24 protein-coding genes are annotated in these 25,649 nt (G+C 42.1%); 23 read left to right on the forward strand and 1 reads right to left on the reverse strand.

Going from position 1 to position 25,649, the window contains the following annotated elements; all coding sequences use genetic code 11:
* The 12 genes from DW125_RS10885 to thiI all read left to right on the forward strand — a co-directional run bounded on the left by DW125_RS10885 (window position 1) and on the right by thiI (window position 15,105).
* The gene (locus DW125_RS10885) at window positions 1–1,023 is read left to right on the forward strand and encodes a glycosyltransferase family 2 protein (RefSeq protein ID WP_117538186.1); all 1,023 of its coding nucleotides are present in this window, start codon (window positions 1–3) and stop codon (window positions 1,021–1,023) included.
* 60 nt (window positions 1,024–1,083) lie between these two features.
* On the forward strand, window positions 1,084–1,494 hold the full coding sequence (locus DW125_RS10890) for a GtrA family protein (RefSeq protein WP_021861623.1): 411 nt from the start codon (window positions 1,084–1,086) through the stop codon (window positions 1,492–1,494).
* Between the two features lie 183 nt (window positions 1,495–1,677).
* Complete coding sequence (locus DW125_RS10895; protein WP_117538135.1) at window positions 1,678–3,285, forward strand: GH25 family lysozyme; 1,608 nt, start codon at window positions 1,678–1,680, stop codon at window positions 3,283–3,285.
* A gap of 69 nt (window positions 3,286–3,354) precedes the next feature.
* Window positions 3,355–5,250, forward strand: a complete 1,896-nt coding sequence (locus tag DW125_RS10900; protein ID WP_117538136.1) for a GH25 family lysozyme — start codon at window positions 3,355–3,357, stop codon at window positions 5,248–5,250.
* 24 nt (window positions 5,251–5,274) lie between these two features.
* Window positions 5,275–6,741 (forward strand): LCP family protein, encoded by a 1,467-nt coding sequence (locus DW125_RS10905; RefSeq protein ID WP_117538137.1) that lies wholly within the window; start codon window positions 5,275–5,277, stop codon window positions 6,739–6,741.
* A 96-nt stretch (window positions 6,742–6,837) separates the two neighbouring features.
* On the forward strand, window positions 6,838–7,935 hold the full coding sequence (glf, locus tag DW125_RS10910; RefSeq protein ID WP_117538138.1) for a UDP-galactopyranose mutase: 1,098 nt from the start codon (window positions 6,838–6,840) through the stop codon (window positions 7,933–7,935).
* 69 nt (window positions 7,936–8,004) lie between these two features.
* Window positions 8,005–9,243, forward strand: a complete 1,239-nt coding sequence (locus tag DW125_RS10915) for an LCP family protein (RefSeq protein WP_199537837.1) — start codon at window positions 8,005–8,007, stop codon at window positions 9,241–9,243.
* Between the two features lie 28 nt (window positions 9,244–9,271).
* Window positions 9,272–10,870, forward strand: a complete 1,599-nt coding sequence (locus DW125_RS10920; protein WP_117538139.1) for a cohesin domain-containing protein — start codon at window positions 9,272–9,274, stop codon at window positions 10,868–10,870.
* Window positions 10,871–10,965: 95 nt separating this feature from the next.
* Window positions 10,966–11,922 carry a 50S ribosomal protein L11 methyltransferase gene (prmA, locus tag DW125_RS10925; RefSeq protein WP_117538187.1) on the forward strand — a complete coding sequence of 319 codons (957 nt, stop codon included), beginning with the start codon at window positions 10,966–10,968 and terminating at the stop codon, window positions 11,920–11,922.
* 34 nt (window positions 11,923–11,956) lie between these two features.
* A complete protein-coding gene (locus DW125_RS10930) occupies window positions 11,957–12,694 on the forward strand; it encodes a 16S rRNA (uracil(1498)-N(3))-methyltransferase (RefSeq protein WP_117538140.1) in 738 nt (245 codons plus the stop codon).
* Between the two features lie 39 nt (window positions 12,695–12,733).
* Entirely contained in the window at window positions 12,734–13,891 is a 1,158-nt protein-coding gene (locus DW125_RS10935) for a cysteine desulfurase family protein (RefSeq protein WP_117538141.1), read from the forward strand.
* A gap of 29 nt (window positions 13,892–13,920) precedes the next feature.
* Complete coding sequence (gene thiI, locus DW125_RS10940; RefSeq protein WP_117538142.1) at window positions 13,921–15,105, forward strand: tRNA uracil 4-sulfurtransferase ThiI; 1,185 nt, start codon at window positions 13,921–13,923, stop codon at window positions 15,103–15,105.
* Between the two features lie 48 nt (window positions 15,106–15,153).
* On the opposite strand, the gene DW125_RS10945 is transcribed toward thiI, so the two are convergent.
* Complete coding sequence (locus DW125_RS10945; protein WP_021861612.1) at window positions 15,154–15,390, reverse strand: HPr family phosphocarrier protein; 237 nt, start codon at window positions 15,388–15,390, stop codon at window positions 15,154–15,156.
* 102 nt (window positions 15,391–15,492) lie between these two features.
* Between DW125_RS10945 and mtaB the strand changes: the two genes are divergently transcribed.
* From mtaB to dprA, 11 genes are all read left to right on the forward strand, one after another.
* On the forward strand, window positions 15,493–16,773 hold the full coding sequence (gene mtaB, locus DW125_RS10950; protein WP_117538143.1) for a tRNA (N(6)-L-threonylcarbamoyladenosine(37)-C(2))-methylthiotransferase MtaB: 1,281 nt from the start codon (window positions 15,493–15,495) through the stop codon (window positions 16,771–16,773).
* A 58-nt stretch (window positions 16,774–16,831) separates the two neighbouring features.
* Window positions 16,832–17,095 (forward strand): IreB family regulatory phosphoprotein, encoded by a 264-nt coding sequence (locus DW125_RS10955; RefSeq protein ID WP_021861610.1) that lies wholly within the window; start codon window positions 16,832–16,834, stop codon window positions 17,093–17,095.
* A 5-nt stretch (window positions 17,096–17,100) separates the two neighbouring features.
* Complete coding sequence (gene ruvX / locus DW125_RS10960; protein ID WP_117538144.1) at window positions 17,101–17,523, forward strand: Holliday junction resolvase RuvX; 423 nt, start codon at window positions 17,101–17,103, stop codon at window positions 17,521–17,523.
* Between the two features lie 12 nt (window positions 17,524–17,535).
* Entirely contained in the window at window positions 17,536–17,796 is a 261-nt protein-coding gene (locus tag DW125_RS10965; RefSeq protein WP_117538145.1) for a DUF1292 domain-containing protein, read from the forward strand.
* Window positions 17,797–17,803: 7 nt separating this feature from the next.
* On the forward strand, window positions 17,804–18,259 hold the full coding sequence (locus DW125_RS10970; protein WP_021861607.1) for a Fur family transcriptional regulator: 456 nt from the start codon (window positions 17,804–17,806) through the stop codon (window positions 18,257–18,259).
* Window positions 18,260–18,286: 27 nt separating this feature from the next.
* Complete coding sequence (locus DW125_RS10975; protein ID WP_021861606.1) at window positions 18,287–19,954, forward strand: ribonuclease J; 1,668 nt, start codon at window positions 18,287–18,289, stop codon at window positions 19,952–19,954.
* A 66-nt stretch (window positions 19,955–20,020) separates the two neighbouring features.
* Window positions 20,021–20,674 (forward strand): O-methyltransferase, encoded by a 654-nt coding sequence (locus DW125_RS10980; RefSeq protein WP_117538146.1) that lies wholly within the window; start codon window positions 20,021–20,023, stop codon window positions 20,672–20,674.
* Window position 20,675: 1 nt separating this feature from the next.
* Window positions 20,676–21,914, forward strand: a complete 1,239-nt coding sequence (locus DW125_RS10985) for a peptidase U32 family protein (protein ID WP_117538147.1) — start codon at window positions 20,676–20,678, stop codon at window positions 21,912–21,914.
* A gap of 375 nt (window positions 21,915–22,289) precedes the next feature.
* Window positions 22,290–22,907 (forward strand): RNA polymerase sporulation sigma factor SigK, encoded by a 618-nt coding sequence (gene sigK, locus DW125_RS10990; protein ID WP_117538148.1) that lies wholly within the window; start codon window positions 22,290–22,292, stop codon window positions 22,905–22,907.
* 92 nt (window positions 22,908–22,999) lie between these two features.
* Entirely contained in the window at window positions 23,000–24,541 is a 1,542-nt protein-coding gene (locus tag DW125_RS10995) for a YifB family Mg chelatase-like AAA ATPase (RefSeq protein WP_117538149.1), read from the forward strand.
* Window positions 24,538–25,617 carry a DNA-processing protein DprA gene (dprA, locus tag DW125_RS11000; RefSeq protein WP_021861601.1) on the forward strand — a complete coding sequence of 360 codons (1,080 nt, stop codon included), beginning with the start codon at window positions 24,538–24,540 and terminating at the stop codon, window positions 25,615–25,617. The genes DW125_RS10995 and dprA overlap by 4 nt, the downstream gene beginning before the upstream one ends.
* Window positions 25,618–25,649: the final 32 nt, after the last annotated feature.

Below are 25,649 nucleotides of genomic sequence, written 5' to 3' on the forward strand. Positions count from 1 at the left end.
ATGGAGAACAATATAGAAATAAAGAATATCAGAGAGAAAACACCAACTCTTTATATTGTAATTCCGTGTTACAATGAAGAGGAAGTACTGCCGATTACCAGTAAGCAGTTTCTGGCAAAGATTCAGCAGTTAGTAACAGAAGAAAAGATTACAGATGACAGCCGGATATTATTTGTAAATGATGGATCAAAAGATTCAACATGGGATATTATCCGGAAACTCTCAGCAGAAGATCTGCATTATATTGGAATCTGCCAGAGCCGGAACCGAGGACATCAGAATGCTGTACTGGCAGGTCTTATGGAAGCAAAAGACCAGTGTGATATTACAATTTCGATTGATTGCGACGGACAAGATGATATTAACGCCATGGATCGTATGGTAGATGCGTATCTGGATGGCTGTGAAGTTGTGTATGGCGTACGTTCAAAACGAGATACGGATACAGTTTTTAAGCGGTTTACGGCAGAAGGGTTTTATAAGTTATTAAACTGGATGGGAGCGGAGGTTGTTTATAATCATGCAGATTATCGCCTGATTTCCAGTCGTGTATTACAGGAATTTGCGAATTATAAAGAAGTAAACATTTTCCTTCGTGGCATGGTTCCACTTGTTGGTTTTAAAAGTACGTCTGTATATTATGAAAGAGCAGAGCGTATCGCCGGAGAAAGCCATTATCCGTTAAAGAAAATGCTTGCGCTTGCCTTTGATGGAATTACCAGTCTGTCAGTAAAACCGATTCGTTTGATTACTTCCTTTGGGTTGCTTGTTGCAAGTCTGAGCTTTATCGGAATCCTTTGGGCAGTGATCGGTGCGCTGGTTGGAGAGACGGCACCGGGATGGGCGAGTGTAACCTGTATTGTATGTTTTATCGGAGGAATCCAGATGTTATTTCTTGGTGTGATTGGAGAATATATTGGAAAGATTTATCTGGAGACTAAGCATCGCCCACGTTATATTATCAGTGAGCGTACTTACAAAGATACAGATGCCAAGCAGGATATGGGAACTGATAAAAAGTAAAATGAGAGAAAATAAAAGGCAATAGAAAAAGAAAACAAAAGAGGGAAGAACGAAAATAAGATGAAGAAAGTAATTGATTGGGTAACAATAAAATTTTTGATCGTTGGAGTGATCAATACACTGGTGGGATCAGCGGTAATGTTTTTGCTGTATAATGGATTCCATACCGGATACTGGATTGCTTCCGCGTGCAATTATATTATAGGAAGTATTGTAAGTTATTTTCTGAATAAACATTTTACGTTCCGGAGTAAAGAAAAATCACTTCGCGAAGTGATAACATTTGCTGTAAATATTGTAATCTGTTATGTTCTGGCATATGGTATCGCAAAGCCATGTGTATATCAGATCTTCAGCGGGTATGGCACAAAGATACAAGATAATATTGCCATGTTTGCAGGAATGTGTCTGTTTGTGGGACTGAATTATTTTGGACAGAGATTTGTAGTTTTTAAAGGTGGAAAAGAATAAATTCCACCTTTTTCCTATAATTAAAATATTTTATAGAAAATGCCAATACAGCTTCCTGAAATTTGACAATAACCGCATTGTTACGGTATTCTGTTTTAGTAAAGCTATTATCTGAAAGAAATTGTTAGAAATAGTTTCTGCAGATGATTTGGGTGTAGGGAAATAGAACAGGAGATAATAAATATGAAGAAACGGAATATACTTGTAGCAATGATGACAGCACTGGCACTTTGTGTGGCCGCAGTTCCGGCATCTGTATATGCGCAGGATGCGACGGCAGAAACAACAGTAACACAGGAAACGGAAAATACAGAAGCTTCTAATGTGAACGGAGCAGACGATCCGGGAGCCGGAAGATTAGCCGGACATATTGCACCGGAATTTTTTGGTGGACAGTCAATGACAAGAACAACGGCGAACTATAAGCATGCAGATAAGTTCAAGAGCGGTTATACAATCCAGACCGGAGTCGATGTATCCAAATGGAATGGAAAGATTGACTGGGGCAGAGCGAAAAAAGCCGGTGTTCAGTTTGCGCTGGTGCGTATGGCTTACCGCGGATATGGCTCTGCCGGATCCATGGGAATCGATGAAACAGGTGTGACAAATCTGAAAAACGCGCTTGCAGCAGGAATTCCTGTAGGGGCATACATATTTTCACAGGCAACGACGGAAGCAGAGGCAAAAGCAGAAGCAGATCTTCTGATTTCCCAGGTAAAAGGATATAAGATTACACTGCCACTGGTGATGGATTTTGAATATTACAGTGATAGCGGAAAGAATGAAGGACGTCTCTATGATGCCAAATTAAGCAAATCAAAGGCAACTGCCATATGCAATGCATTTTGCGCGAGAGTGGCATCTAAAGGCTACACACCGATGGTATATGCAAATGCTGATATGTTGAAAAATAAGTTAAATGCATCCGATATCGGCAAAAACTATATGATCTGGCTTGCCAATTATACATCTAAAACGACGTATACCGGAGATTATAATTTCTGGCAATATTCTGCGGCCGGAGCTGTGGATGGAATCAGCGGAAGGGTGGATATGAACTTCCGCTACATAAAAAAAGATACTTCAGACACAACAGCATCCGGAACATTGAAGACTCCGGCTCTTAAAGCATCCGGAAAGAATTTTTATACGGTAAAATTATCCTGGAGTAAAGTGAACGGAGCAAGCGGTTATAAGATTCAAAAATACAATAGCTCAAAAAAAGCCTACGAGACAATAAAGACGATTAGCAATGGTTCTACAGTGTCCTACAATCATACAGGTTTAAATGCAGCAACGACATACAAATATCGTGTCCGTGCATATAAGAAAGCAAACGGAACAACAGTGTACAGTTCCTATACTTCGGCTGTGAAAGCGACTACGAAAAAAGCGGTTTCCGGAAAAATCAAAGGCAGTAATGTAAATTTCCGTAAAGGCGCATCAATTTCTAAAGCAAAGATCGCGCAGTTGAAAAAAGGAAAAAATGTTACTCTGACTGGGAAGAGTGGAAGCTGGTATAAAGTAAAAGCAAGTATAAACGGAAAGAGTAAAACAGGCTATATTTTAGATGATTATGTGAAGATCACATCGCGTCAGGCAAAAGTAAATGCAATGAATGTCAATGTGCGTAAAGGTCCGGGAACTTCTTATAAAAAAGTGACAACTCTTACAAAAGGAACAAAGATTTCGGTGACAGGAACAAAGGGAAGCTGGTATAAAATCTCATTTTCTGTAAAAGGCAAGAAAAAGACAGGCTATATGTTGACAAGTTATGTAAGTATATTGTAAATTAAAAATTAGTTTAACTTTCATGGAATGACAGGCAATACCAGAATATGAGGAGATTATAAAAGCAGAATGAAAAAGAGAACAAGAATACTGGCGGCGCTTCTGACAATGTGTGTAAGTATTTCCATGCTTCCGTTTTGTACAAAAGCCGCAGAGATACCTGAAGATGGTGACCCGGGAGATTACCGTCTGAACGGAAAGATTGCACCGGAATTTTATGATACACCTGCTTCGGCAAAAGCAAGAGCAGTGATCAACAATTCGAAATATCAGCATGCGTCTAAGTTTAAAGACGGATATGAGATCCAGACCGGAATTGATGTATCTTATCATCAGGGGAATATTGATTGGAAGAAAGTAAAGGCTGCCGGTGTGCAGTTTGCGATCATCCGTGCGGGATACCGCTCTTACGGAGAAGGAAAATTATATCCGGACAAGCAGGTAGATAATTATATTCCGGCAGCGATCAATGCGGGCATCCCGGTTGGCGCTTATATTTTCTCACAGGCGATCACAGAGAAAGAAGCGAGAGAAGAAGCGGATTATATTATTTCAAAAGTCAGCAAATACAAATTAAAGCTTCCGATTGTCCTGGATTACGAATATGTAACGCCGACGCTGGGAAGACTGGCAACTGCGAAACTCAGCAGAGCGAAGAAGACGAAGATCTGCAATGCGTTTTGCGCAAGAGTTGCATCCAAAGGCTACACACCGATGGTTTATGCGAATCGTTCGATGCTGACAAATGATATGTATGCAGATCAGATCGATGGTAAATATAAGATCTGGCTGGCACAGTATAATACGAAAGTTACTTATGGAAGAACATACGAATACTGGCAGTATAGCCCGACTGGAAGAATAAGCGGAATCAATGATAAGAATGTAGATATGAATTTCCGTTATGTAAAACAGCAGGAAACTTTGAAGATAAAAAAGACAACACAGGACAGTATTACGATGCAGTGGGATCCGATCGAGCATGCATCCGGCTATGAAGTTTTCAAGAAAAATACAGCAGATAAATACGTAAAGATTGCAACGATCGAAGATGCGGATGCAACAACTTATACAGATACCGGACTTGGAAAAGGCGAAGCGGGAACTTATAAAGTGCGTGCATTTTTAGAGGAAGATGCAGGGGAAGATTACAGTCCTTTCACACCGGCAGCTACAGGTGTAACCGGAATTGACGGCACCGCACTTTCAGCAAAAGGAACAGCACTGAATCGGATTTCACTTGGCTGGGAACAGGCAGCAGACGCAAGCGGATATATTATACAGCGTTATGATTCTGTGAAGAAGTCTTATACTACGATAAAGACCGTTACAAGTCCGAAGACGTTATCTTATACAGATGCGGATCTGGATGCTTCTAAGACCTATACATACCGGATTCGTGCATATAAATCGGTAAGTGGCGTAAAAGGATACAGCGGGTATACAGAAGCAAAAGCGGTAACGAAGAAAGCAGAGACAGGAAGAGTCAGCGTTTCAAGTGTGAATTTCCGCAAAGGACCATCTACTTCTTATAAGAGCCAGGGAACTCTTACAAGAGGAAAAACAGTATCGGTAACAGGAGCACGCGGCGGTTGGTATAAAGTTACAGCGAAGCTGAACGGAACGAAGAAGACGGGATATGTAATGAAAAGCTACATAAAGACCGGTGCGGGAGCACGCATTGGTTTTCCATCTCTTAAGACACAGGCTGTTTCAAAAAGTAAAATAAAACTAAGCTGGAAACAGATTATCGGTGTGGATGGGTATGAGATTGTCCGCTATAATACGAAGAAGAAAGCGTATAAAAAGATAAAAACGCTCACGAATCCAAAAACTGTTTCTTATACGGATAAAGGACTGAAAAAGCGTACAAAGTACAAGTATAAAATACGTGCATATCAGAAGAACGGGACGAAAAAGGTTTATGGATTTTACTCGAATCCGAAGAATGGCATGACAAGATAAATTTAAGAAGAAATGGGGTACAACATGGCAGGAAAGAGGCGCAGAAGACGCAGAAGAAGAGCAGGAAACTGGTTCTCGCGTCTAAGCATAGGAAAGAAGATTGCACTCTGTATGGGAAGTTTGGTGCTTTGTCTTGCGGCAAGCGGCGTGATATTTGTGGCAGCCAAGCTTGGCAAACTTGACACGGAGGAAATCGATGCGGCAGATATTCAGGTGAACAAAGAAGCAGAAGAGACCGGGGAAGGTTATACGAATGTAGCACTTTTCGGAATCGATTCCAGAAGCGGTGAGCTGGAAAAAGGAACCAGAACAGACTGTATTATTGTAGCAAGTCTGAATAATAAGACAAAAGAAGTACGTATGTCCAGTGTTTACAGAGATACTCTTCTGGACATCAAAGACGGACACCTGCAAAAATGTAATGCAGCATATAGTTTCGGTGGTCCGACACAGGCAATCAATATGCTGAATAAGAATCTGGATCTGGATATTGAAAAGTTTGCAACTGTGGATTTTGCAGCTATTTCAGAAACGATAGACTTACTTGGTGGTCTGGATATAAATGTGAAAAAAGAAGAGATCCAGTATCTGAATAAGTTTGTTGGTGAGACAGCCAGAGTTGCAAAGAAAAAGGCAAAGAAAGTTACCAAGCCTGGAAAACAGCATCTCAATGGCGTGCAGGCGACAACCTATGCACGTATCCGTTCAACAGCGGGCGGGGATTTCACACGAACGGAGAGACAGCGTCTCGTTATCCAGAAGATCGTTGAGAAGGCACAGAAATCAGATTTTGCTACGATCAACAAGATCATTGATAAATTACTTCCGACAATTAAGACAAACTTTTCAGCAGCAGAGATCCTCTCTTATGCGAAAGATTTTACAAAGTATAAGATCGGTGCCTCATCCGGATTCCCGTTTGAAAAAACGACAGATACGATTTCCGGACTGGGAAGTATCGTTATTCCGGTAAAACTGGACAACAATGTAAAAGAACTGCATAAGTTTCTGTATGATGATGAAAATTACAAAACATCCAGTGAAGTGAAGACAATCAGCAATGCAGTTGTTGCAAGAGTCGGACAGAGACAGGCAGAAAGCAGTTCGACGTTGAACAGTAAGACATATAAGACAGCGCCGGAAGATAAGGCACAGGAGTCGAATAAGTATACACCGACAAGGTCTTATAAGAATAACAACAGCAGTTACCATAATAATACGAACAGTAATCGTAACAACGGAAACAGCGGTACAAACAGTAATAAAAATAACAACAGCAATAAGAATAACAATTCGGGAAATCATTCTGGAAATACCGGAGGCAGCACAGGTGGAAATACCGGAGGCAGCACAGGTGGAAATACCGGAGGCAGTACAGGTGGAAACTCTGGAAGTAATACCGGAGATGGAAGCAGTGAATCCGGAGGCGGAAGCAGTGAATCCGGAGATGGCAATACCGGAGGCGGAAGCAGTGAAAACGAAGCAGAATAAGTAAAATAATAAGGAAAGGGTGTACATAATTGACATGTACATCCTTTTTTTGTTAGAATAAACACAAAAAAGTGTAGAAAAACGGGTGGAAAAATGATGTATGATTATTTAATTGTCGGATCTGGTTTATTCGGATCTATTTTCGCGTATGAAGCGGGAAAAAAAGGAAAACAATGTCTGGTAGTGGAGAAAAGAGATCATATTGGTGGAAATATTTATACAAAAGAAGTTGAAGGAATTCAGGTTCACCAGTATGGAGCACACATTTTCCATACAAGCAACAGAGAAGTCTGGGAGTATGTACAGCAGTTTGCAGAGTTCAACCGTTATACGAACAGTCCGGTAGCGAATTATAAAGGAGAAATCTATAATCTTCCATTTAATATGAACACATTCAATAAACTGTGGGGTGTTGTGACACCGGCAGAGGCAAAAGCGAAGATTGAAGAACAGGCAGCAGCTTATCGCACAGAGCATCCGGCGAATTTGGAAGAACAGGCACTCAACCTGGTCGGAAAAGATATTTATGAGAAACTGATCAAAGGATATACAGAGAAGCAGTGGGGGCATCGCGCAACAGAGCTTCCACCGGAGATTATTAAACGTCTGCCGGTGCGGTATATTTATGATAATAATTATTTTAATGATATTTATCAGGGAATCCCGATTGGTGGATATACAGCTATGATCGAGAAGATGCTTGCAAAGGCAGAAGTAAGACTTGGTGTGGATTACCTGGAACACAAAGACGAACTGGATGCACTTGCAGAGAAAGTAGTATATACCGGCCCGATCGATGCATATTATGGATATCAGTTCGGAGAACTGGAGTACCGCAGTGTTTCTTTTGAAACGGAAGTACTGGATCAGCCGAATTATCAGGGAAATGCAGTTGTAAATTATACGGAATACGAAGTACCGTACACAAGAATCATTGAACACAAGCATTTCGAGTTTGGCACACAGGATAAGACGGTCATCTCTAGAGAATATCCTGCAGCATGGAAGAAAGGTGATGAGCCTTACTATCCGGTAAATAATGAGAAGAATAATATGCTGTATCATTCTTATGAGAAACTTGCAAAGGAAGAAAAGAAAGTCATTTTTGGAGGAAGACTTGGAACATATAAATACATGGATATGCACCATGTCGTAGCAGAAGCTCTTCGGGTTACGAAAGAAGAGTTAATTTAGGTTGCACTTTTTGCAAAAATATAGTAATATATTGTAGTATTTTGTATAAAAAGAAAAGTGAGGCTTGATATGGCAAAGAAGAGGAATCAGAGAAACCTTAAAGCAGTGCAGGCTGCCAAGGCCAGAAAAAAGCGAAGGAACAGAAGAAGAAGGCGTGCAATCGTACTGGCAATCGAAGTGATCATATTGCTGGCATTGTCCGCAACAGCTTTTGTCATGGCGAAGTATGACAAGTTCCAGCGTGTAGAGATTAACTCAGATGATATTAAAATCAATTCCGGAGTGAAGAAGGAAGGATATACAACAGTAGCGTTATTCGGAGGCGACTCCAGAGAAGGAGAACTGGAAGCCGGTACGCGCACGGATACGATCATAGTTGTAGCGCTTGACCACAAAGAAGGTGTGATCCGTATGGCGTCCATTTACCGAGATACGCTTCTGCAGCAGGATGATAATACCTATAATAAAGCGAATCATGCATATTTTTCAGGCGGTCCGAAAGCAGCAATCAACATGCTGAACAAGAATCTGGACCTGGATATTCAGGATTATGCAACCGTCGATTTCAAAGCAATGTCTGATGTGGTAGATATGCTTGGCGGAATTAAGATACAGGTAACCGATCCGGAAGCGAAGATGCTGAATAAGTATGTCGGTGAGACAGCAAAAGCATCCAAGAAGAAGGCGCATAAGTTAAATGGCGGTGGTGTCTATACACTGGATGGACCGCAGGCTGTAACATATGCAAGACTTCGTAAGCTGGAAGGCGGAGATTACAAGCGTACAGAGAGACAGCGTCTTGTGATTAAGAAGTTGTACGAGAAAGGTATTAAAGCAGACATTGGTACACTTAATAAGATTGTGGATAAGATATTTCCGCAGGTATCTACGAGTTTTTCGCTGAAAGAAGTACTTTCGCTTGCGGCGAGTGCCTCAAGTTATAAGCTGGGTGACAGTCAGGGCTTCCCGTTTGAGAAGACGGATGGAATTATCTACAGGACTGCAGGAGATGTTGTTGTACCGCTTGGACTGGCTGAGAATGTAGAAGAATTGCATAAGTTCCTGTACCCGAACGAGACAAAAACGGTATCTTCTACAGTGCAGATGATTTCAACAGAGATTTCCAATCTGACGAATGTTGTACGTCCGGCGAATATGAATACAGAAGAAGAGACGAATACAGATAATAACAGTAATAGTAACAATAACAATAACAATAACAGTAATAAACCGGTGATTACAAACTCAACCAGTGACTCCGGAAATAGTAAAAGTAATAATAATACAACTGGTGGCGGGACAGAATAAAAGTTGATTTAGGAGGAATAGAAAGAACATGAAAGCATTTAAGAAACTCAGTGCAGCTTTATTGACTCTCTGTCTGTGCGTGTCTTGTTTTTCTTTCGTTGCACATGCAGCAGATGGAAGAATCTCTTTTACAGATCCAAGCACAGCAGTTGGTGATGAAGTAGAAGTGAAATGTGTAGTACGCTCCACAAGTTCAAGCCTTGGAAATATGGAAGTGAAGTTGAGCTATGATACGGCTTCATTGAAATTTGAATCTGGAGATGGTGTGAAGGAAAATGGCGGAGCACTGACTTATACAGGAACCGGCGGCTCTACAGAAACTTCTTTTACAATGAAGTTTCAGGCGTTAAAAGAAGGAAGCACCAAGGTTGAAGTTTCCGGCGCAACGATTGCGTCCGATGTCGGTACGACACTGACACTGGATCAGGGAAATTCAACAGTTAAGATTGCAGCGGGTGATCCATCCAAGATAAAAAGTGATTCCAAGAGCAGCAAAGCTGGAAATGCAGCAGATAAGACTGTAAAAGTAAATGGAAAGTCTTATACGCTGACAGATGAATTTTCAGATAATGATGTTCCGACGGGATATTCCAGAGTGACTGTTTCACTGGACGGAGAAGACCGTCAGATGGTGAAGAATGAAGACAGTGGCATTACACTTGGTTATTTGATGGACAGTGATAAAAAAGGTGACTTTTTCATGTATAATGAAGAAGATGCAACTTTTTCTCCATATGAGGAAGTCAGTATTTCTGACAGTACATCTATTGTTGTGCTGAGCGATACGTCCAAAGTAAAGCTTCCATCGAATTATCAGGAAGCAAAGCTGACTTTAAATGATAAAGAATTTCCGGTATGGCAGAATAGTGACAGTACAGATTATTATGTCCTGTATGCAATGAATAACAAAGGCGAGACCGGATATTATCAGTATGATTCCCAGGAGAATACTTACCAGAGAATGGATGATCCGTCTGAGACTTCTAAGACAGATACATCCAGTAAAACTACTTCCAACAAGCTTCCGGCATTTGTAAATGATCATTTACAGATGATTATTCTTGCAGGAGGAATCGGAGCAATTGTTCTTTTACTGATCCTTATTATTCTTGGTATCAAACTGCATAACCGTAACGCAGAGTTAGATGAGCTTTATGATGAGTACGGTATTGATGTGGAAGAAGAGCCGGTACCGGTAAAAAACAAAAAAGAAAAGAAGAATAAAAAAGAATCTCGTTTTGGTAAGAAAAAACAATCAGATGAAGATGATTTTGAAACTTACGACGGAGAAGATTTTGATAATGTAGATGATGGAGATGCATTTGAAGAAGCATATGTAGAAGATGATTATGATGCATATGATGCAGAAGACGCGTATGAAGATGCTTATGACGAAGATGATTTTGAAGACGAATACGATGCTTATGACGAAGACGAATTCGGAGAGATTACTTATGAAGAGGATGATTACGGCAATCTGGATAAAAATGTATTTGCCGGATATACTCCAAGAGAAGAACTTACGATTGATGATTTAGATGATCTTCTCGGAGAGACACCGAAAAAGAAGAGAGGGCATATGGAAGATGATGATACCTTTAAGGTGGATTTCATTGACCTTGATTAATTGTGAAGCTCTGGCTGTTCCTGGGTTTGGAAGAGCTGGAGCTTTTGAGCAATGTTAATATAACGGATGATATATTGTATGAAGGAGAGAAAATCATGAAATGGAATCAATTCCGATTAAAAACAACAACTGAAGCAGAAGATATTGTTAGCAGCATGCTGGCGGATCTTGGAATCGAAGGCGTGCAGATTGAAGATAAGATCCCGCTTACACAGCAGGACAAAGAGCAGATGTTTGTGGATATATTACCAGATATTCCGGAAGATGACGGAGTTGCCTATCTCACATTTTATCTTGACCCGGATCTGGATGCAGGAACGATCCTTGCACAGGTAAGGGAAGAAATGGAACAGATGCGTGCATATGTAGATGTAGGAGATGCAACGATTGAGGAATCCGAGACAGAAGATGTGGACTGGGTAAATAACTGGAAACAGTATTTCCATCAGTTCTATATTGATGATATCCTTGTAATTCCATCCTGGGAAGATGTAAAAGCAGAAGACAGTGATAAACTGGTGATCCACATTGATCCGGGTACAGCTTTTGGTACAGGAATGCATGAAACAACACAACTTTGTATCCGTGCGCTGAGAAAATATGTAAAAAATGGAGATCTTGTTCTGGATGTAGGATGCGGAAGTGGTATCCTGGGTATGCTTGCACTGAAGTTTGGTGCAGGACATTCCATCGGAACAGATCTTGATCCGTGTGCGCTTGATGCCACCCATGAAAATATGGAAGTAAACGGTATAGCAAAAGATCAATATGAAGTTATGATCGGTAATATTATTGATGATAAAGACGTGCAGGATGCTGTCGGATATGAAAAATACGACATTGTACTTGCTAACATCCTTGCGGATGTTCTGGAGCCACTGACTCCGGTAATCGTACACCAGATGAAACCGGGAGCTGTATATATTACAAGTGGTATCATTGAGGATAAAGAAACAGTTGTAACAGAGGCTGTAAAGGCGGCAGGACTGGAAGTCCTGGAAGTGAACCACCAGGGGGAATGGGTTTCTGTTGTCGCACGTAAAAATGCATAAATAAAAACAGGCAGCTCAGACAGGAGAAAAAAAGATGCAGCATTTTTTTATTGAACCGTCCCAGGCAGAAGGTGAGTGGATACGTCTGAATGGTTCGGATGTGAATCATATGAAGAACGTTCTGCGTATGCATGTGGGGGAACGTGTGACAGTCAGTGACGGAGCCGGAAAGACATACCAGTGTGTGATTGATTCTTATGAAGATAAGGAGGCCGTACTTAAAATAGAATCGCAGGAAGAGAGCAGTACAGAACTTCCATCCAGAATTTATCTGTTCCAGGGACTGCCAAAGCAGGAAAAGATGGAGTGGATCGTGCAGAAGTCGGTAGAACTTGGAGCTTATCAGATTGTTCCGGTTTCCATGAAGCGCTGCGTTGTAAAATTGGATGCGAAAAAGGCAGCAAAGAAGCAGGAACGATGGCAGGAAATTTCCAGAAGTGCGGCAAAGCAGTCCGGCCGGAGTGTAATCCCGGAAGTTATACCGGTGTGTACGTTTAAAGAAGCACTGGAACAGGCAAAGCAGCTGGATATCATTCTCGTACCGTATGAATGTGCAGAAGGTATGAAAGAAACAAAAACACTTCTTGAGAAAATATGGCCGGGGCAGAGCGTTGGGATATTTATCGGACCGGAAGGCGGATTTGAAGAAGCAGAGATCGAACAGGCACTGGCGGCAGGCGCACATACGATCACACTGGGAAAGAGGATTTTAAGAACGGAGACAGCGGGACTTACAACGTTGTCGGTACTTATGTTCCATTTGGAAGAATGATACATAAGCTAATAGTGAAAATAAGCAGGAGAGAAGAACATGAAAGAAGTTTATCTGGACAATTCAGCAACAACCAGAGCTTACGACAGTGTCGGAAAACTGGTTGCGCATGTGATGTGCGAAGATTATGGCAATCCATCTTCTCTGCACAGAAAAGGCGTTGAAGCAGAACAATATATAAAAGATGCAAAAGAGACATTTGCCAGACTTTTAAAAGTACAGGAAAAAGAAATATTTTTCACATCTGGAGGAACAGAGAGTGATAATCTAGCGCTGATCGGAACAGCAATGGCAAACAGACGCGCAGGTAATCATCTGATCACGACAGGAATTGAACATCCTGCGATCATCAATACGATGCGCTATCTGGAAGAACAGGGATTCCGGGTTACATTTCTTCCGGTTGACCGTTATGGAAGAGTGCAGTTAGAGGCATTGAAGGAGGCACTCTGTGATGAAACGATACTGGTGTCTGTGATGTATGTAAATAATGAAGTTGGTTCTGTACAGCCGGTCGCAGAAGCGGCAAGTATTGTGAAAGCATATAATAAAAATATTCTGTTTCATGTAGATGCAGTACAGGGATTTGGCAAATACAGGATCCATCCGAAGAAACTGGGTGTAGATCTCTGCTCCATCAGCGGTCATAAGATTCATGGACCGAAAGGAACGGGAGTGCTGTATATTGACAGCAAAGTGAAGATCAAACCAATTCTGTTTGGAGGAGAACAGCAGAAGAATATCCGCTCCGGTACGGAAAACGTTCCGGGTATTGCAGGACTGTCTCTTGCAGCGAAGACAATTTACGAGGATCTGGATGAAAAAGTGCAGAAGATGCGTAAGCTGAAAGAGCATTTCATCGAAGGAATTGCCAGGATTGAAAATACGACGATCCATGGGCTCTATGATGAGACGAGTGCGCCGCATATTATCAGTGTCGGATTTGCAGGTATCCGAAGCGAAGTGCTCCTGCATGCACTGGAGGAAAAGGGAATCTATGTATCCTCCGGATCTGCCTGCGCTTCCAACCATCCGCAGGTGAGCGGCGTGTTAAAAGGAATCGGAGCAGGGCAGGAATTTTTAGATGCCACACTTCGCTTCAGTATGTCGGAATTTACTACATCAGAAGAGATTGACTATACTTTGGATACCCTTTATAATATAGTACCGGTGCTTAGAAAATATACCAGACACTAACCGGTCCGGAAGCGAAAAGGAGACATAAGATGAGATTTCATACTTTTTTGTTAAAATATGGAGAGATTGGAATTAAAGGAAAGAACCGTTATCTTTTTGAAGATGCACTTGTAAGACAGGTGCGTTACGCTTTAAAAGATGTAGAAGGAACTTTCACTGTTTATAAATCACAGGCACGTATTTATGTGGACTGTGAAGGTGAATATGATTATGACGATACAGTAGAGCATTTAAAAAGAGTGTTCGGACTGGTAGGTATCTGTCCGGTTGTCCGGATGGAAGATCAGGGCTTTGACCAGTTGAAAAAAGATGTCGTTGCATATATGGATGAAGTATATCCGGATAAGAAGCTTTCTTTCAAAGTGGAAGCAAGAAGAGCGAGAAAATCTTACCCGAAGACTTCCATGGAGATCAACTGTGATCTGGGAGAGGCAATTCTGGATGCATTCCCGGAGACACATGTAGATGTGCACAAACCAGATGTGATGCTGCATGTTGAAGTACGTAATGAGATTTATGTGTATTCACAGATCATTCCGGGAGCAGGCGGAATGCCGGTTGGAACAAATGGAAGTGCCATGCTTCTTCTGTCAGGCGGCATTGACAGCCCGGTTGCCGGTTATATGATCTCCAAACGTGGAGTTGGACTGGAAGCAACTTATTTCCATGCACCACCGTATACAAGTGAACGTGCAAAGCAGAAGGTTGTAGACCTTGCAAAGATTGTAGCAAGATATTCCGGACCGATCAAGCTTCATGTGGTAAACTTTACAGATATCCAGCTCTATATTTATGATCAGTGTCCGCATGATGAGCTGACGATCATTATGCGTCGTTATATGATGCGGATCGCAGAACATTTTGCAAAAGCAGACGGATGTCTTGGAATGATCACAGGAGAGAGCATTGGTCAGGTCGCAAGTCAGACAATGCATAGCCTTGCAGCGACAAATGATGTATGCACACTTCCGGTATATCGTCCGGTCATTGGATTTGACAAACAGGAGATTGTAGATATTTCAGAGAAGATCGAAACTTATGAGACATCGATTCAGCCGTACGAAGACTGCTGTACGATTTTTGTGGCTAAACATCCGGTTACAAAGCCGAATATAGAAGTGATTCGCAGATCAGAGGAGAAACTGGCTGAGAAGATCGATGCTATGGTTCAGGAAGCAATCGATACAGTAGAAGTGATTGAAGTAACACCGTAAAACAAAAAAGAATGTGCTCCGGCACATTCTTTTAAAGGTTAAAAATAATTACTCTACGATGTATGGTTTTAATGTTTCGAGGATCTTGTCAATCTCGCTGTCATCAGCATGGATGTTGAGGTCAATGCTCTTAGATAAATCCAGACTGAAGATACCCATGATGGATTTGGCATCGATCACGTATCTGCCGGATACTAAATCAAAATCATAATCATATTTTGTGATTTCATTTACGAAAGATTTTACTTTGTCAATGGAATTCAAAGAAATTTTAACTGTTTTCATTGAATATACCTCCTTGGTTTCATTTTTTTCTACACGTTTATCTTAGTTTTTTGTAGTCAAAAAGTCAAGGAATAATTTGTAAAGAGAGGAAAAAAGAAAATTATGAAGAAAGCAGCATTGCATAATCTTGGATGTAAAGTAAATGCATATGAAACAGAAGCCATGCAGGAGCTTCTGGAAAAAAACGGTTATGAGATCGTGCCGTTCAAAGAAGGTGCAGATGTTTATGTAGTCAATACATGTACAGTTACAAACATTGCGGACCGTAAGTCCAGACAGATGCTGCACAAGGCAAGAAAGATGAATCCGGATGCAATCGTAGTGGCAACCGGCTGTTATGTGCAGACTGAGAATCAGGAAGTGGACGATTGCATTGATATTGTGATTGGTAATAATAAAAAGAAAGATATTGTGGAGATCCTCAAACAGTACGAAGAGGAGAGAGAAAGAACAACCGATCTTATTGATATCGGACATACAAAGGAGTATGAGAATCTTCATCTGAGCCGTACAGGAGAGCATACAAGAGCGTATATCAAAGTACAGGACGGATGTAATCAGTTCTGCTCTTACTGTATTATTCCGTATGCAAGAGGAAGAGTGCGAAGCCGTGCCAAAGAAGATGTGATCGAGGAAGTAAAGACACTTGCTACAAATGGTTATAAGGAAGTCGTACTGACCGGAATCCATCTGAGCTCTTACGGAGTAGATATAGAGGATAGCCTGCTTTCTCTTATTCTGGCTGTACACGAAGTGGATGGAATCCACCGTATCCGTCTTGGCTCACTGGAACCGGGGATTATCACGGAAGAGTTTGTCCGGACGATTTCCGCACTGCCGAAGGTGTGCCCACATTTTCACCTGTCTCTGCAAAGCGGATGTAATGCGACACTTCGCAGAATGAATCGTAGATATACGGCAGAAGAATATGCTGCAAAATGTCAGCTCCTGCGCAAATATTTTGCACATCCGGCACTTACAACCGATGTGATCACTGGATTTCCGGGAGAGACACCGGAAGAATTTGAAGAGTCCAGGGCGTTTGTAGACAGCATGGATTTCTATGAGACACATATTTTTAAATATTCTAGAAGAGAAGGTACAAAAGCTGCCGTTATGCCGAATCAGGTACCGGAGCAGATCAAGGCAGAGCGAAGCAAAGTACTGATTGCATTAAGTGAAGAGAAACAGAGCCGCTTTGAGGAAGAACTGATCGGAACTACACAGGAAGTGCTGATGGAAGAAGCTATAGAGAGAGAAGACGGAATCTGGCAGATCGGGCATACGAAGGAATATGTAAAAATTGGATATAAAACAGAAAAAAATCTGGCAAATCAGCTCATAAATGTAGAAATTGAGAGCCGTTTGCAAATAATACATTGAATTTTCGGTGTTAATAAGTTAGAATAAAATGAAAAGTATTTTTGAAGGACGTGAGTATATGAAAGATTTAAGCAGTACACAGTTTTTCCAGGTAGAAAGCGGCCCGCAGATTCAGGCAAAAGATATTCTGGAAATTGTCTATCGGGCATTGGTTGAGAAGGGATACAATCCGGTCAACCAGATCGTTGGATATATTATGTCAGGAGATCCGACTTATATTACAAGTTATAACGGAGCCAGAAGCCTGATCATGAAGATGGAGCGGGACGAACTGGTGGAAGAGATGCTCAAGACGTATATTGAGCACAACAAGTGGGTATAATATCTATGAGAATAATGGGACTGGATTACGGCTCGAAGACGGTGGGCGTTGCAATCAGCGATCCACTTGGCATTACTGCGCAGGGAATTGAGACAATTACACGCAAAGATGAGAACAAGCTGCGTAAGACCTGTGCAAGAATTGAGGCTCTGATCGAAGAGTATCAAGTGGAGAAGATCGTCATCGGGTTGCCAAAGCATATGAACAATGACATTGGAATCAGAGCTGAGAAGTCAATGGAATTCGCAGAGATGTTAAAAAGACGGACAGGTCTGGAAGTGCAGATGTGGGACGAAAGACTTACAACAATGGAAGCGGAACGTACCCTGATCGAAAGCAATATCAGACGAGAGGACCGCAAAAAATATATCGATAAAATTGCTGCAGTATTTATTTTGCAGGGATACTTGGACTCGGTAAAGTCGTGAGGTGTTTTTTGTATGGAAAAAATAAGATTTACATCGGATGAACTGCAGGAAGAGACAGAATTCTTTGTGCTGGAACAGACGAAATTAAATGGAGTGTCTTACATTCTTGTGACGGATTCAGAAGAAGACGATGCAGAGTGTTTAATTTTAAAAGATACATCAGCGGAAGAAGAAAAAGAGAGCATTTATGAGATTGTAGAAGACGAGAAAGAATTGTCAGCAATTTTAAAAGTGTTCGAGGAGTTACTGGAAGATATTGAGATTGAAAGGTAAGAACTTTATGTCTATCAGTCAGGAAAAGTTTAAACAAATGCTGAAAGAAAAAGGTTTGAAAGTTACAAACCAGAGATTGCTCGTTCTGGAAGTCCTTGCCGCACATCGGGACAGACACATGACTGCGGAGGATATCTATGAACTTGTAAAAGAAGACTATCCGGAGATTGGACTGGCGACGATATACAGGACAGTGCAGCTTTTGCTCGAGATGCAGTTGGTGGATAAGATCAATCTGGATGACGGATGTGTGCGATATGAGATTGGTGAGGCAAATGACGGAGAGGGTGAGCCACACCATCATCACCATCATCTGATCTGTAAAACATGTGGAAAAGTGTTCCCTTTCAGGGACGATCTGCTGGACGGACTAGAACGTCATATTGAGGAAGAGACAGGATTCCATGTGTTGGACCATGAGCTGAAATTCTACGGACAGTGTAAAAAATGCCGGAAAAAGTAGTACGGAGAGGCACATGGAGGTGTTAAATTGAAAAGAGAAAACAACGGAAAATTGCGTATCATTCCGCTTGGAGGTCTGGAGAAGATCGGAATGAACATTACTGCCTTTGAGTTTGAAGACAGTATTATTGTTGTGGACTGCGGTCTTGCATTCCCAGAAGATGATATGCTCGGAATCGATCTCGTTATTCCGGATGTGACATATCTGAAAGAGAACATTCAGAAAGTAAAAGGATTTGTGATCACACACGGACACGAGGATCATATTGGAGCATTATCTTATGTACTTCGTGAGATGAATCTTCCGATTTATGCAACGAAATTGACAATGGGAATTATTGAGAAGAAGCTCTCAGAGCATAATCTTCTCCGCAGTACGCGCAGAAAAGTAGTCAGACATGGACAGTCTATTAATCTTGGCAAGTTCAGGATTGAATTTATTAAAACAAATCACAGCATTCAGGATGCAGCAGCGCTTGCAATTTACTCTCCGGCAGGTATTGTTGTGCATACTGGAGACTTCAAAGTAGACTATACGCCTGTATTCGGAGATGCAATCGATTTGCAGCGTTTCGCAGAGATTGGCAAAAAAGGCGTTCTGGCGCTGATGTCAGACAGTACGAATGCAGAGAGACCGGGATTTACTCAGTCAGAGCGTACAGTAGGAATTACATTTGACCATATTTTTGCAGAGCATCAGAATACGAGAATTATTATTGCTACATTCGCTTCAAATGTAGATCGTGTTCAGCAGATCATTAACTCTGCATGCAAATACAACCGTAAGGTTGTTGTAGAAGGACGAAGTATGGTAAATATCATTCAGGTTGCACAGGAATTAGGTTATCTGAATGTGCCGGACAAGACATTGATTGAGATTGATCAGCTGAAAAACTATCCACCGGAGAAGACGGTCCTGATCACGACAGGAAGTCAGGGAGAATCTATGGCAGCACTGTCGCGTATGGCGGCAGATGTGCATAAGAAGGTTACAATTATGCCGGGTGATACAGTTATTTTCAGTTCTAATCCGATTCCTGGAAATGAAAAATCTGTTTCCAAGGTTATTAATGAGCTTTCTTCCAAAGGTGCCAATGTTATTTTCCAGGATGCACATGTATCCGGGCATGCCTGCCAGGAAGAACTGAAGCTTATTTATTCTCTTGTAAAACCGAAATATGCGATTCCGGTTCATGGAGAATACCGTCATTTGAAGGCCAATGCGGGAGTAGCAAGATCCCTGGGTATTCCGAAGGAAAATATTTTCCTGTTACAGTCCGGAGATGTACTGGAAGTCAGTGAGAATGAAGCAAAAGTTGTGGATAAGGTTCACACAGGCGAGATCCTTGTAGACGGACTTGGCGTTGGAGATGTTGGGAATATTGTGTTGAGAGACCGTCAGCACCTTGCTGAAGACGGAATTTTGATCGTTGTACTGACGCTTGAGAAAGGAAGTAATCAGTTGCTTGCGGGACCGGATATTGTATCCAGAGGATTTGTATATGTGAGAGAATCTGAAGGATTGATGGAAGAGGCACGCAATGTTCTGACAAATGCCGTGGAAGATTGTCTGACACATCAGAGAAATGCGGACTGGAGCAAGATTAAGCTTGTGATCCGTGATACGATGAATGAGTTTATCTGGAAGAGAACAAAACGTAAACCGATGATCCTTCCGATCATTATGGACGTATAGAAGAAAAAGGACGTAGTAGAGCAGTCTTTACTACGTCCTGTATTATGTCAGAAGGAGGAAGACTTTGTGATCGTAGATGACAGAATTACAACCTACCTACATTCTCTGGAAATGCCGGATATTCCGGTGATCGAAGAGATTGAAAAAGAAGCGCTGGAAGCTTATGTGCCGATCATCCGAAAAGAGACACAGAGTTTCCTGAAAGTATTATTGACGATACAGAAACCGAAAAGAATTCTGGAAGTAGGAACCGCAGTAGGTTTTTCGGCTGTCTTAATGAGCCATTATATGCCAAAGGACGGACATATTATCACGATTGAGAATTATGAAAAAAGAATCCCGGTTGCCAGAGCAAATTTTGCCAGGGCGGAGAAAGAAGATAAGATCACACTGCTGGAGGGAGATGCTCTTGAAGTGATGAAAACGCTGGAAGGACCGTATGATTTTATTTTTATGGACGCAGCGAAAGGACAGTATATTCATTATATGCCGGAAGTACTGCGTCTGTTGGCGCCGGAAGGAGTACTGATGTCAGACAATGTACTTCAAGACGGCGATATTACACAGTCAAGATTTGCTGTTGAAAGAAGGAATCGTACAATTCACAGTCGCATGCGGGAATACTTGTATGAACTGAAACACCACGAAGGACTTCGGACATCCATTCTTCCACTGGGAGACGGGGTGGCACTGAGTGTGAAAAAGGAGGAAGAAAAGTAAGATGAATGGTAGACGACCGGAATTATTAATTCCAGCAAGTAATCTGGAAGTACTCAAAGTGGCGGTTATGTTTGGAGCCGATGCTGTTTATATCGGAGGAGAGGCATTCGGATTACGTGCAAAAGCAAAGAATTTTTCAAAAGATGATATGGCTGCCGGAATCCGTTTTGCGCATGAACATGGTGTACGTGTGCATGTTACCGTAAATATTCTGGCACATAATGATGATCTGGAAGGCGTGCGGGAATATCTCTGCGAATTGAAGGAATTAAAACCAGATGCGCTGATCATTGCAGATCCGGCAATCTTTGAAATGGCAAAAGAAATCTGCCCGGACATTGAACGCCATGTCAGTACACAGGCGAATAATACAAATTATGGTACTTACAATTTCTGGTGGAAACAGGGAGCAAAAAGAGTAGTTTCGGCAAGAGAACTGTCCTTGAAAGAGATTTCTGAGATTCGTAAGCATATTCCGGAGGAGATGGAGATTGAAAGTTTTATTCACGGTGCAATGTGCATTTCTTATTCCGGAAGATGTCTGCTCAGCAATTTCTTTACCGGAAGAGATGCGAATCAGGGAGCCTGTACACACCCGTGCCGTTGGAAATATGCAGTTGTAGAGGAAAAAAGGCCGGGACAGTATATGCCGGTATATGAAAATGAAAGAGGAACTTACATTTTCAATTCCAAGGATCTTTGTATGATCGAGCACATTCCGGAGATGGTCGAAGCAGGAATTGACAGTTTCAAGATTGAAGGACGTATGAAGACGGCGCTGTATGTCGCAACAGTTGCAAGAACATACCGCCTTGCGATTGATGACTATCTGAAAGATCCGAAGCTGTATGAAGAACATATGCTGTGGTATCTGGATCAGATTTCAAATTGCACATACCGGCAGTTTACAACCGGATTTTACTTTGGAAAACCGGATGAGACAAGTCAGATTTATGACAGCAACACTTATGTAAGAGAATACACATATCTTGGAATTATTGGCAAAGAGTCAGACGGAAGATATCGCATTGAGCAGAGAAATAAATTCTCGGTTGGCGAGACGATTGAGATTATGAAGCCGGATGGACAAAACATAGAGACGGTTGTCCGGGCGATTATCAATGAAGACGGGGAAACACAGGAGAGTGCCCCGCATTCCAAACAGGTTCTCTATGTCGAACTGGATAAAAAAGCAGAGAAGTATGATATTTTAAGAAGAGCGGAAGACATAGAGGCTTAAAAACAGATGATTTGAGAATATAGGATGTCAGACAGAGAAACCTATTATATGTGGACGCTGTCTGGCATTCTTTTCTATGCCAGAAAACTTCGTCCTAAAGCGCTTTTATAAAAAATGATTGTATTTTCGGCAGAGATACAGTATACTATTAGCCACATAAGAAAGAGAGTCCGGCAGATCTTAACCGGAACATCTATAATCTGAAATTGTCACATATGCGTGATGGTTTTCATAAACAGATCTTATAATTTTTCAACAAAGACATAAACAGATACGATCCAACAAAATACCAGAAAAAGATCATAACAGATGGAAAAGCACAAAAAAGAATACTCTTACATAAACTATAAGCAAATACCCTGAGAGGTGCGTTCCTTGAAATCATTTCCGAAACCCCTCACTGCAGCAGAAGAAGCTTATTATATGCAAAAGTATACAGAGGGCGACCTGAAAGCAAAACATATTCTGATCGAACGGAATTTGCGCCTTGTTGCACATATTGTGAAAAAATATCCATCCAGAGAGGAGGATGTGGAAGATCTTTTGTCGATCGGGACAATCGGGCTTATTAAAGCAGTTGTAAGTTTTGATCCGGAAAAACGTGTGCGTCTGGGAACATATGCGGCGCGGTGCATTGAAAATGAGATATTGATGCATCTGCGTGCGAAGAAAAAAATGTCCCGGGAAATTTCACTGTACGAGCCGATCGGGACAGACAGGGAAGGCAATGAAATCCAGCTTTTTGATGTGATCGAAACAAAAGAAGAAGATGCGCACAGACATGCGGAATTAAAAGAATCGGTCCGGATTTTGTATGCAAAAATGGAGTCGGAATTATCTCAGAGAGAACGGCTGGTTCTGAAAATGCGATACGGACTTTATGGGGAAGAGGAGTATACGCAGAGGGAGATTGCCGGACAGCTTGGAATTTCTCGTTCTTATGTATCACGGATTGAGAAAAGTGCGATCGAAAAACTGCGTACATTTTTTTAGCTGTTATAGCAGCCGGAGGAAACTGTCGCTGGCGGAGTTTTGCAGGTACAGCAGTAAACGCATGGAATAAGCAGGAAGAAAGAGGTGGATACATGGGAGTTTGTATAGTAAATTCAGCAGTGATTCAGGGTGTTGAAGCGAAGATGATACAGGTGGAGGCAGATGTCAGCAATGGTCTGCCTGTGTTTCATATGGTGGGATATCTGTCCGGTGAGGTACGGGAGGCAGCAGAACGTGTGCGGACAGCGATCCGTAACAGTGGTATTGTGCTGCCTCCGAAGAAAATCATTGTAAATCTGGCGCCCGGCTCAATAAGGAAAAAAGGAACAGCGTTTGACCTTCCTATTGCATTAAGTATTATGGCAGCACTTGAAATATTTCCAGAAGAACGATTGCGAGATGTAATGGTTGCCGGTGAACTGGGGCTGGACGGAAGTGTACAAAAGGTCTCCGGAATTTTACCAATCGTACAGAAAGCAGGAAGAGAAGGCTTTAAATGCTGCATTGTACCGGAGCAGAATGCGGCGGAAGGTGCACTGGTAGAAAAGATCACGGTATATGGTGTGAATTCACTGGAGGAAGTGTGCAGTTATCTGAAAGGAGAAAAAAAGCTGGAACCGGCGATGTGCAAAGATGCCAGAGAATGTGGGAGACTGTTGGATTCGGAACTTTTGGATTACAGTGAGATACAGGGACAAGAAATTGTAAAAAGAGCTGCGACAGTGGCGGTTGCCGGTGGACATAATCTGCTGTTAGTTGGGCCACCGGGAAGTGGAAAGACGATGGCTGCAAAGAGAATTCCAACCATTTTACCGAAGCCTTCATTGGAAGAATCGATGGAAGTTACAAGTCTCTACAGTGTCGTTGGAAAAGTGGAGGAAACCCATCCGTTGATGTTAGGAAGACCGTTCCGGGAGGTGCATCATACGGTTACAAAAGCGGCATTGATCGGTGGCGGGAATTACCCGGTTCCGGGAGAGATCAGTCTGGCACATGGAGGTGTCCTCTTCCTGGACGAGCTTGCGGAGTTTAAAAAGTCTGTTCTGGAAGTGCTCCGCCAGCCTTTGGAAGAGCAGAAGATCCATCTCGCCAGGAATCAGGCAAATTATACATTTCCGGCAGATTTCATGCTTGTTGCGGCAATGAACCCATGTCCCTGCGGAAATTATCCGGCTCAGACGTGTACATGCACACCACAGCAGATCCAGAATTATCTGGCAAGGATCAGTCAGCCGTTTTTAGACCGGTTGGATATCTGCATCGAAACACCGCGCGTGGATTATGCGGCCCTCCATACACAACAGAAGCAGGAACGCTCAGTAGATATACGTGCACGCGTGTGTGCAGCGAGAGAAATACAGAAAAAGAGATATGAAGGATTGCCGTTTTCGGTAAATGCAAGGCTGGGAGCAAAGGAAATCCGAAAACACTGTGTGCTAGACGCTGTGACGGAACAGATTATGGAGCAGGCATTCTGTACACTTGGTCTGACAGCGCGGACATATCATAAGATTCTGCGTGTGGCACGGACGATCGCAGATCTTGCCGGAAGTGAGGTGATCACTCCGGCGCATATTAAAGAGGCAATCGGATACCGTACGGTAGATAAAAAATACTGGGGGAAAGGCTTATGATTTATGAATATTGGTATGCTGGGATTTCCGGGCTTAACTGTATGAAAAAGAAAAAACTGCGTGAAATTTTAAAGACAGCAGAAATGATTTATTATATAGAAGAAATAAAATTAACAGAACTGGGGATACTGACGGACAGAGAAATCCAGGCACTTATAAAAGCAAAAAAACAGCAGGATATAAAAGAAAAATGGGAGATGCTGGAAGAGAAAAATATCCGTTTTATTCCGTATTTTTCGGAAGAATATCCAGTGCGCCTTAAGAATATTCCGGCGCCTCCATATGCACTCTATGTGAGAGGCAGGCTGCCGGACAGTGACAGACCTGCGGCTGCTTTGGTGGGTGCAAGAAACTGTACGCATTATGGCGAGAGAATGGCATTAGAATATGGAGAAAAGCTGGCAGAAAACGGGATTAGTATTATCAGCGGGATGGCAAGAGGAATTGATGGCGCCGGACAAAGAGGTGCATTAAATGCCGGGGGAATGACATATGGTATATTAGGATGTGGCGTGGATATCTGTTATCCGGGAGAACATCGCGGACTATATCAGGATCTGATCAAAAAAGGCGGTGTGATTTCAGAACAGAGTCCGGGAAGCCCGCCTCTTGCCAGGTACTTTCCTGCGCGTAACCGTATCATCAGCGGGATGGCAGATATCGTACTTGTAATAGAAGCAAAAGAAAAAAGCGGCTCTCTTATTACGGCAGACCAGGCGCTGGAACAGGGGAAGGAAGTTTATGCACTTCCGGGACCTGTAACAAGCCTTTTAAGTCAGGGGTGTCACCGGCTGATCGCGCAAGGTGCAGGGATTTTGCTAAGTCCGGAAGACCTGATGGAAACGATGGGAATTTGTTTGTCAAAAAGCAGACAAAATAAATCATCGGAGAAAAAAGTACTTGAAAGTCCAGAAAATATGGTGTATAGTTGTGTCGGTTTGTTTCCAAAGGGACTTCAGGAGCTTGCGCAGGAGACAAAACTGGCTCCGGAGATACTTATGGAAGAGTTAATAACGCTTGAACTGCAAGGGTTTGTCAAAGAAATATCGAAGAATTATTATGTGAAAATGCGCTAAAAAGCGGGGCGGATTTTATGGAGGAAATCATA

It is taken from the genome of Dorea sp. AM10-31, assembly GCF_003435815.1.
Classification (GTDB): Bacteria; Bacillota; Clostridia; order Lachnospirales; family Lachnospiraceae; genus Dorea_D; species Dorea_D hominis.

What these genes read in the sequence shown, in the direction of transcription:
- DW125_RS10920 (WP_117538139.1), top strand. Translation starts at nt 9,272, where the DNA reads ATGAAAGCATTTAAGAAACTCAGTGCAGCTTTATTGACTCTCTGTCTG.
- prmA (WP_117538187.1), top strand. Translation starts at nt 10,966, where the DNA reads ATGAAATGGAATCAATTCCGATTAAAAACAACAACTGAAGCAGAAGAT.
- DW125_RS10900 (WP_117538136.1), top strand. Translation starts at nt 3,355, where the DNA reads ATGAAAAAGAGAACAAGAATACTGGCGGCGCTTCTGACAATGTGTGTA.
- DW125_RS10935 (WP_117538141.1), top strand. Translation starts at nt 12,734, where the DNA reads ATGAAAGAAGTTTATCTGGACAATTCAGCAACAACCAGAGCTTACGAC.
- ruvX (WP_117538144.1), top strand. Translation starts at nt 17,101, where the DNA reads ATGAGAATAATGGGACTGGATTACGGCTCGAAGACGGTGGGCGTTGCA.
- DW125_RS10945 (WP_021861612.1), bottom strand. Translation starts at nt 15,390, where the DNA reads ATGAAAACAGTTAAAATTTCTTTGAATTCCATTGACAAAGTAAAATCT.
- DW125_RS10985 (WP_117538147.1), top strand. Translation starts at nt 20,676, where the DNA reads ATGAATGGTAGACGACCGGAATTATTAATTCCAGCAAGTAATCTGGAA.
- thiI (WP_117538142.1), top strand. Translation starts at nt 13,921, where the DNA reads ATGAGATTTCATACTTTTTTGTTAAAATATGGAGAGATTGGAATTAAA.
- DW125_RS10885 (WP_117538186.1), top strand. Translation starts at nt 1, where the DNA reads ATGGAGAACAATATAGAAATAAAGAATATCAGAGAGAAAACACCAACT.
- DW125_RS10965 (WP_117538145.1), top strand. Translation starts at nt 17,536, where the DNA reads ATGGAAAAAATAAGATTTACATCGGATGAACTGCAGGAAGAGACAGAA.
- DW125_RS10905 (WP_117538137.1), top strand. Translation starts at nt 5,275, where the DNA reads ATGGCAGGAAAGAGGCGCAGAAGACGCAGAAGAAGAGCAGGAAACTGG.
- DW125_RS10955 (WP_021861610.1), top strand. Translation starts at nt 16,832, where the DNA reads ATGAAAGATTTAAGCAGTACACAGTTTTTCCAGGTAGAAAGCGGCCCG.
- DW125_RS10890 (WP_021861623.1), top strand. Translation starts at nt 1,084, where the DNA reads ATGAAGAAAGTAATTGATTGGGTAACAATAAAATTTTTGATCGTTGGA.
- DW125_RS10895 (WP_117538135.1), top strand. Translation starts at nt 1,678, where the DNA reads ATGAAGAAACGGAATATACTTGTAGCAATGATGACAGCACTGGCACTT.
- mtaB (WP_117538143.1), top strand. Translation starts at nt 15,493, where the DNA reads ATGAAGAAAGCAGCATTGCATAATCTTGGATGTAAAGTAAATGCATAT.
- DW125_RS10995 (WP_117538149.1), top strand. Translation starts at nt 23,000, where the DNA reads ATGGGAGTTTGTATAGTAAATTCAGCAGTGATTCAGGGTGTTGAAGCG.
- DW125_RS10915 (WP_199537837.1), top strand. Translation starts at nt 8,005, where the DNA reads ATGGCAAAGAAGAGGAATCAGAGAAACCTTAAAGCAGTGCAGGCTGCC.
- DW125_RS10930 (WP_117538140.1), top strand. Translation starts at nt 11,957, where the DNA reads ATGCAGCATTTTTTTATTGAACCGTCCCAGGCAGAAGGTGAGTGGATA.
- glf (WP_117538138.1), top strand. Translation starts at nt 6,838, where the DNA reads ATGTATGATTATTTAATTGTCGGATCTGGTTTATTCGGATCTATTTTC.
- dprA (WP_021861601.1), top strand. Translation starts at nt 24,538, where the DNA reads ATGATTTATGAATATTGGTATGCTGGGATTTCCGGGCTTAACTGTATG.
- DW125_RS10970 (WP_021861607.1), top strand. Translation starts at nt 17,804, where the DNA reads ATGTCTATCAGTCAGGAAAAGTTTAAACAAATGCTGAAAGAAAAAGGT.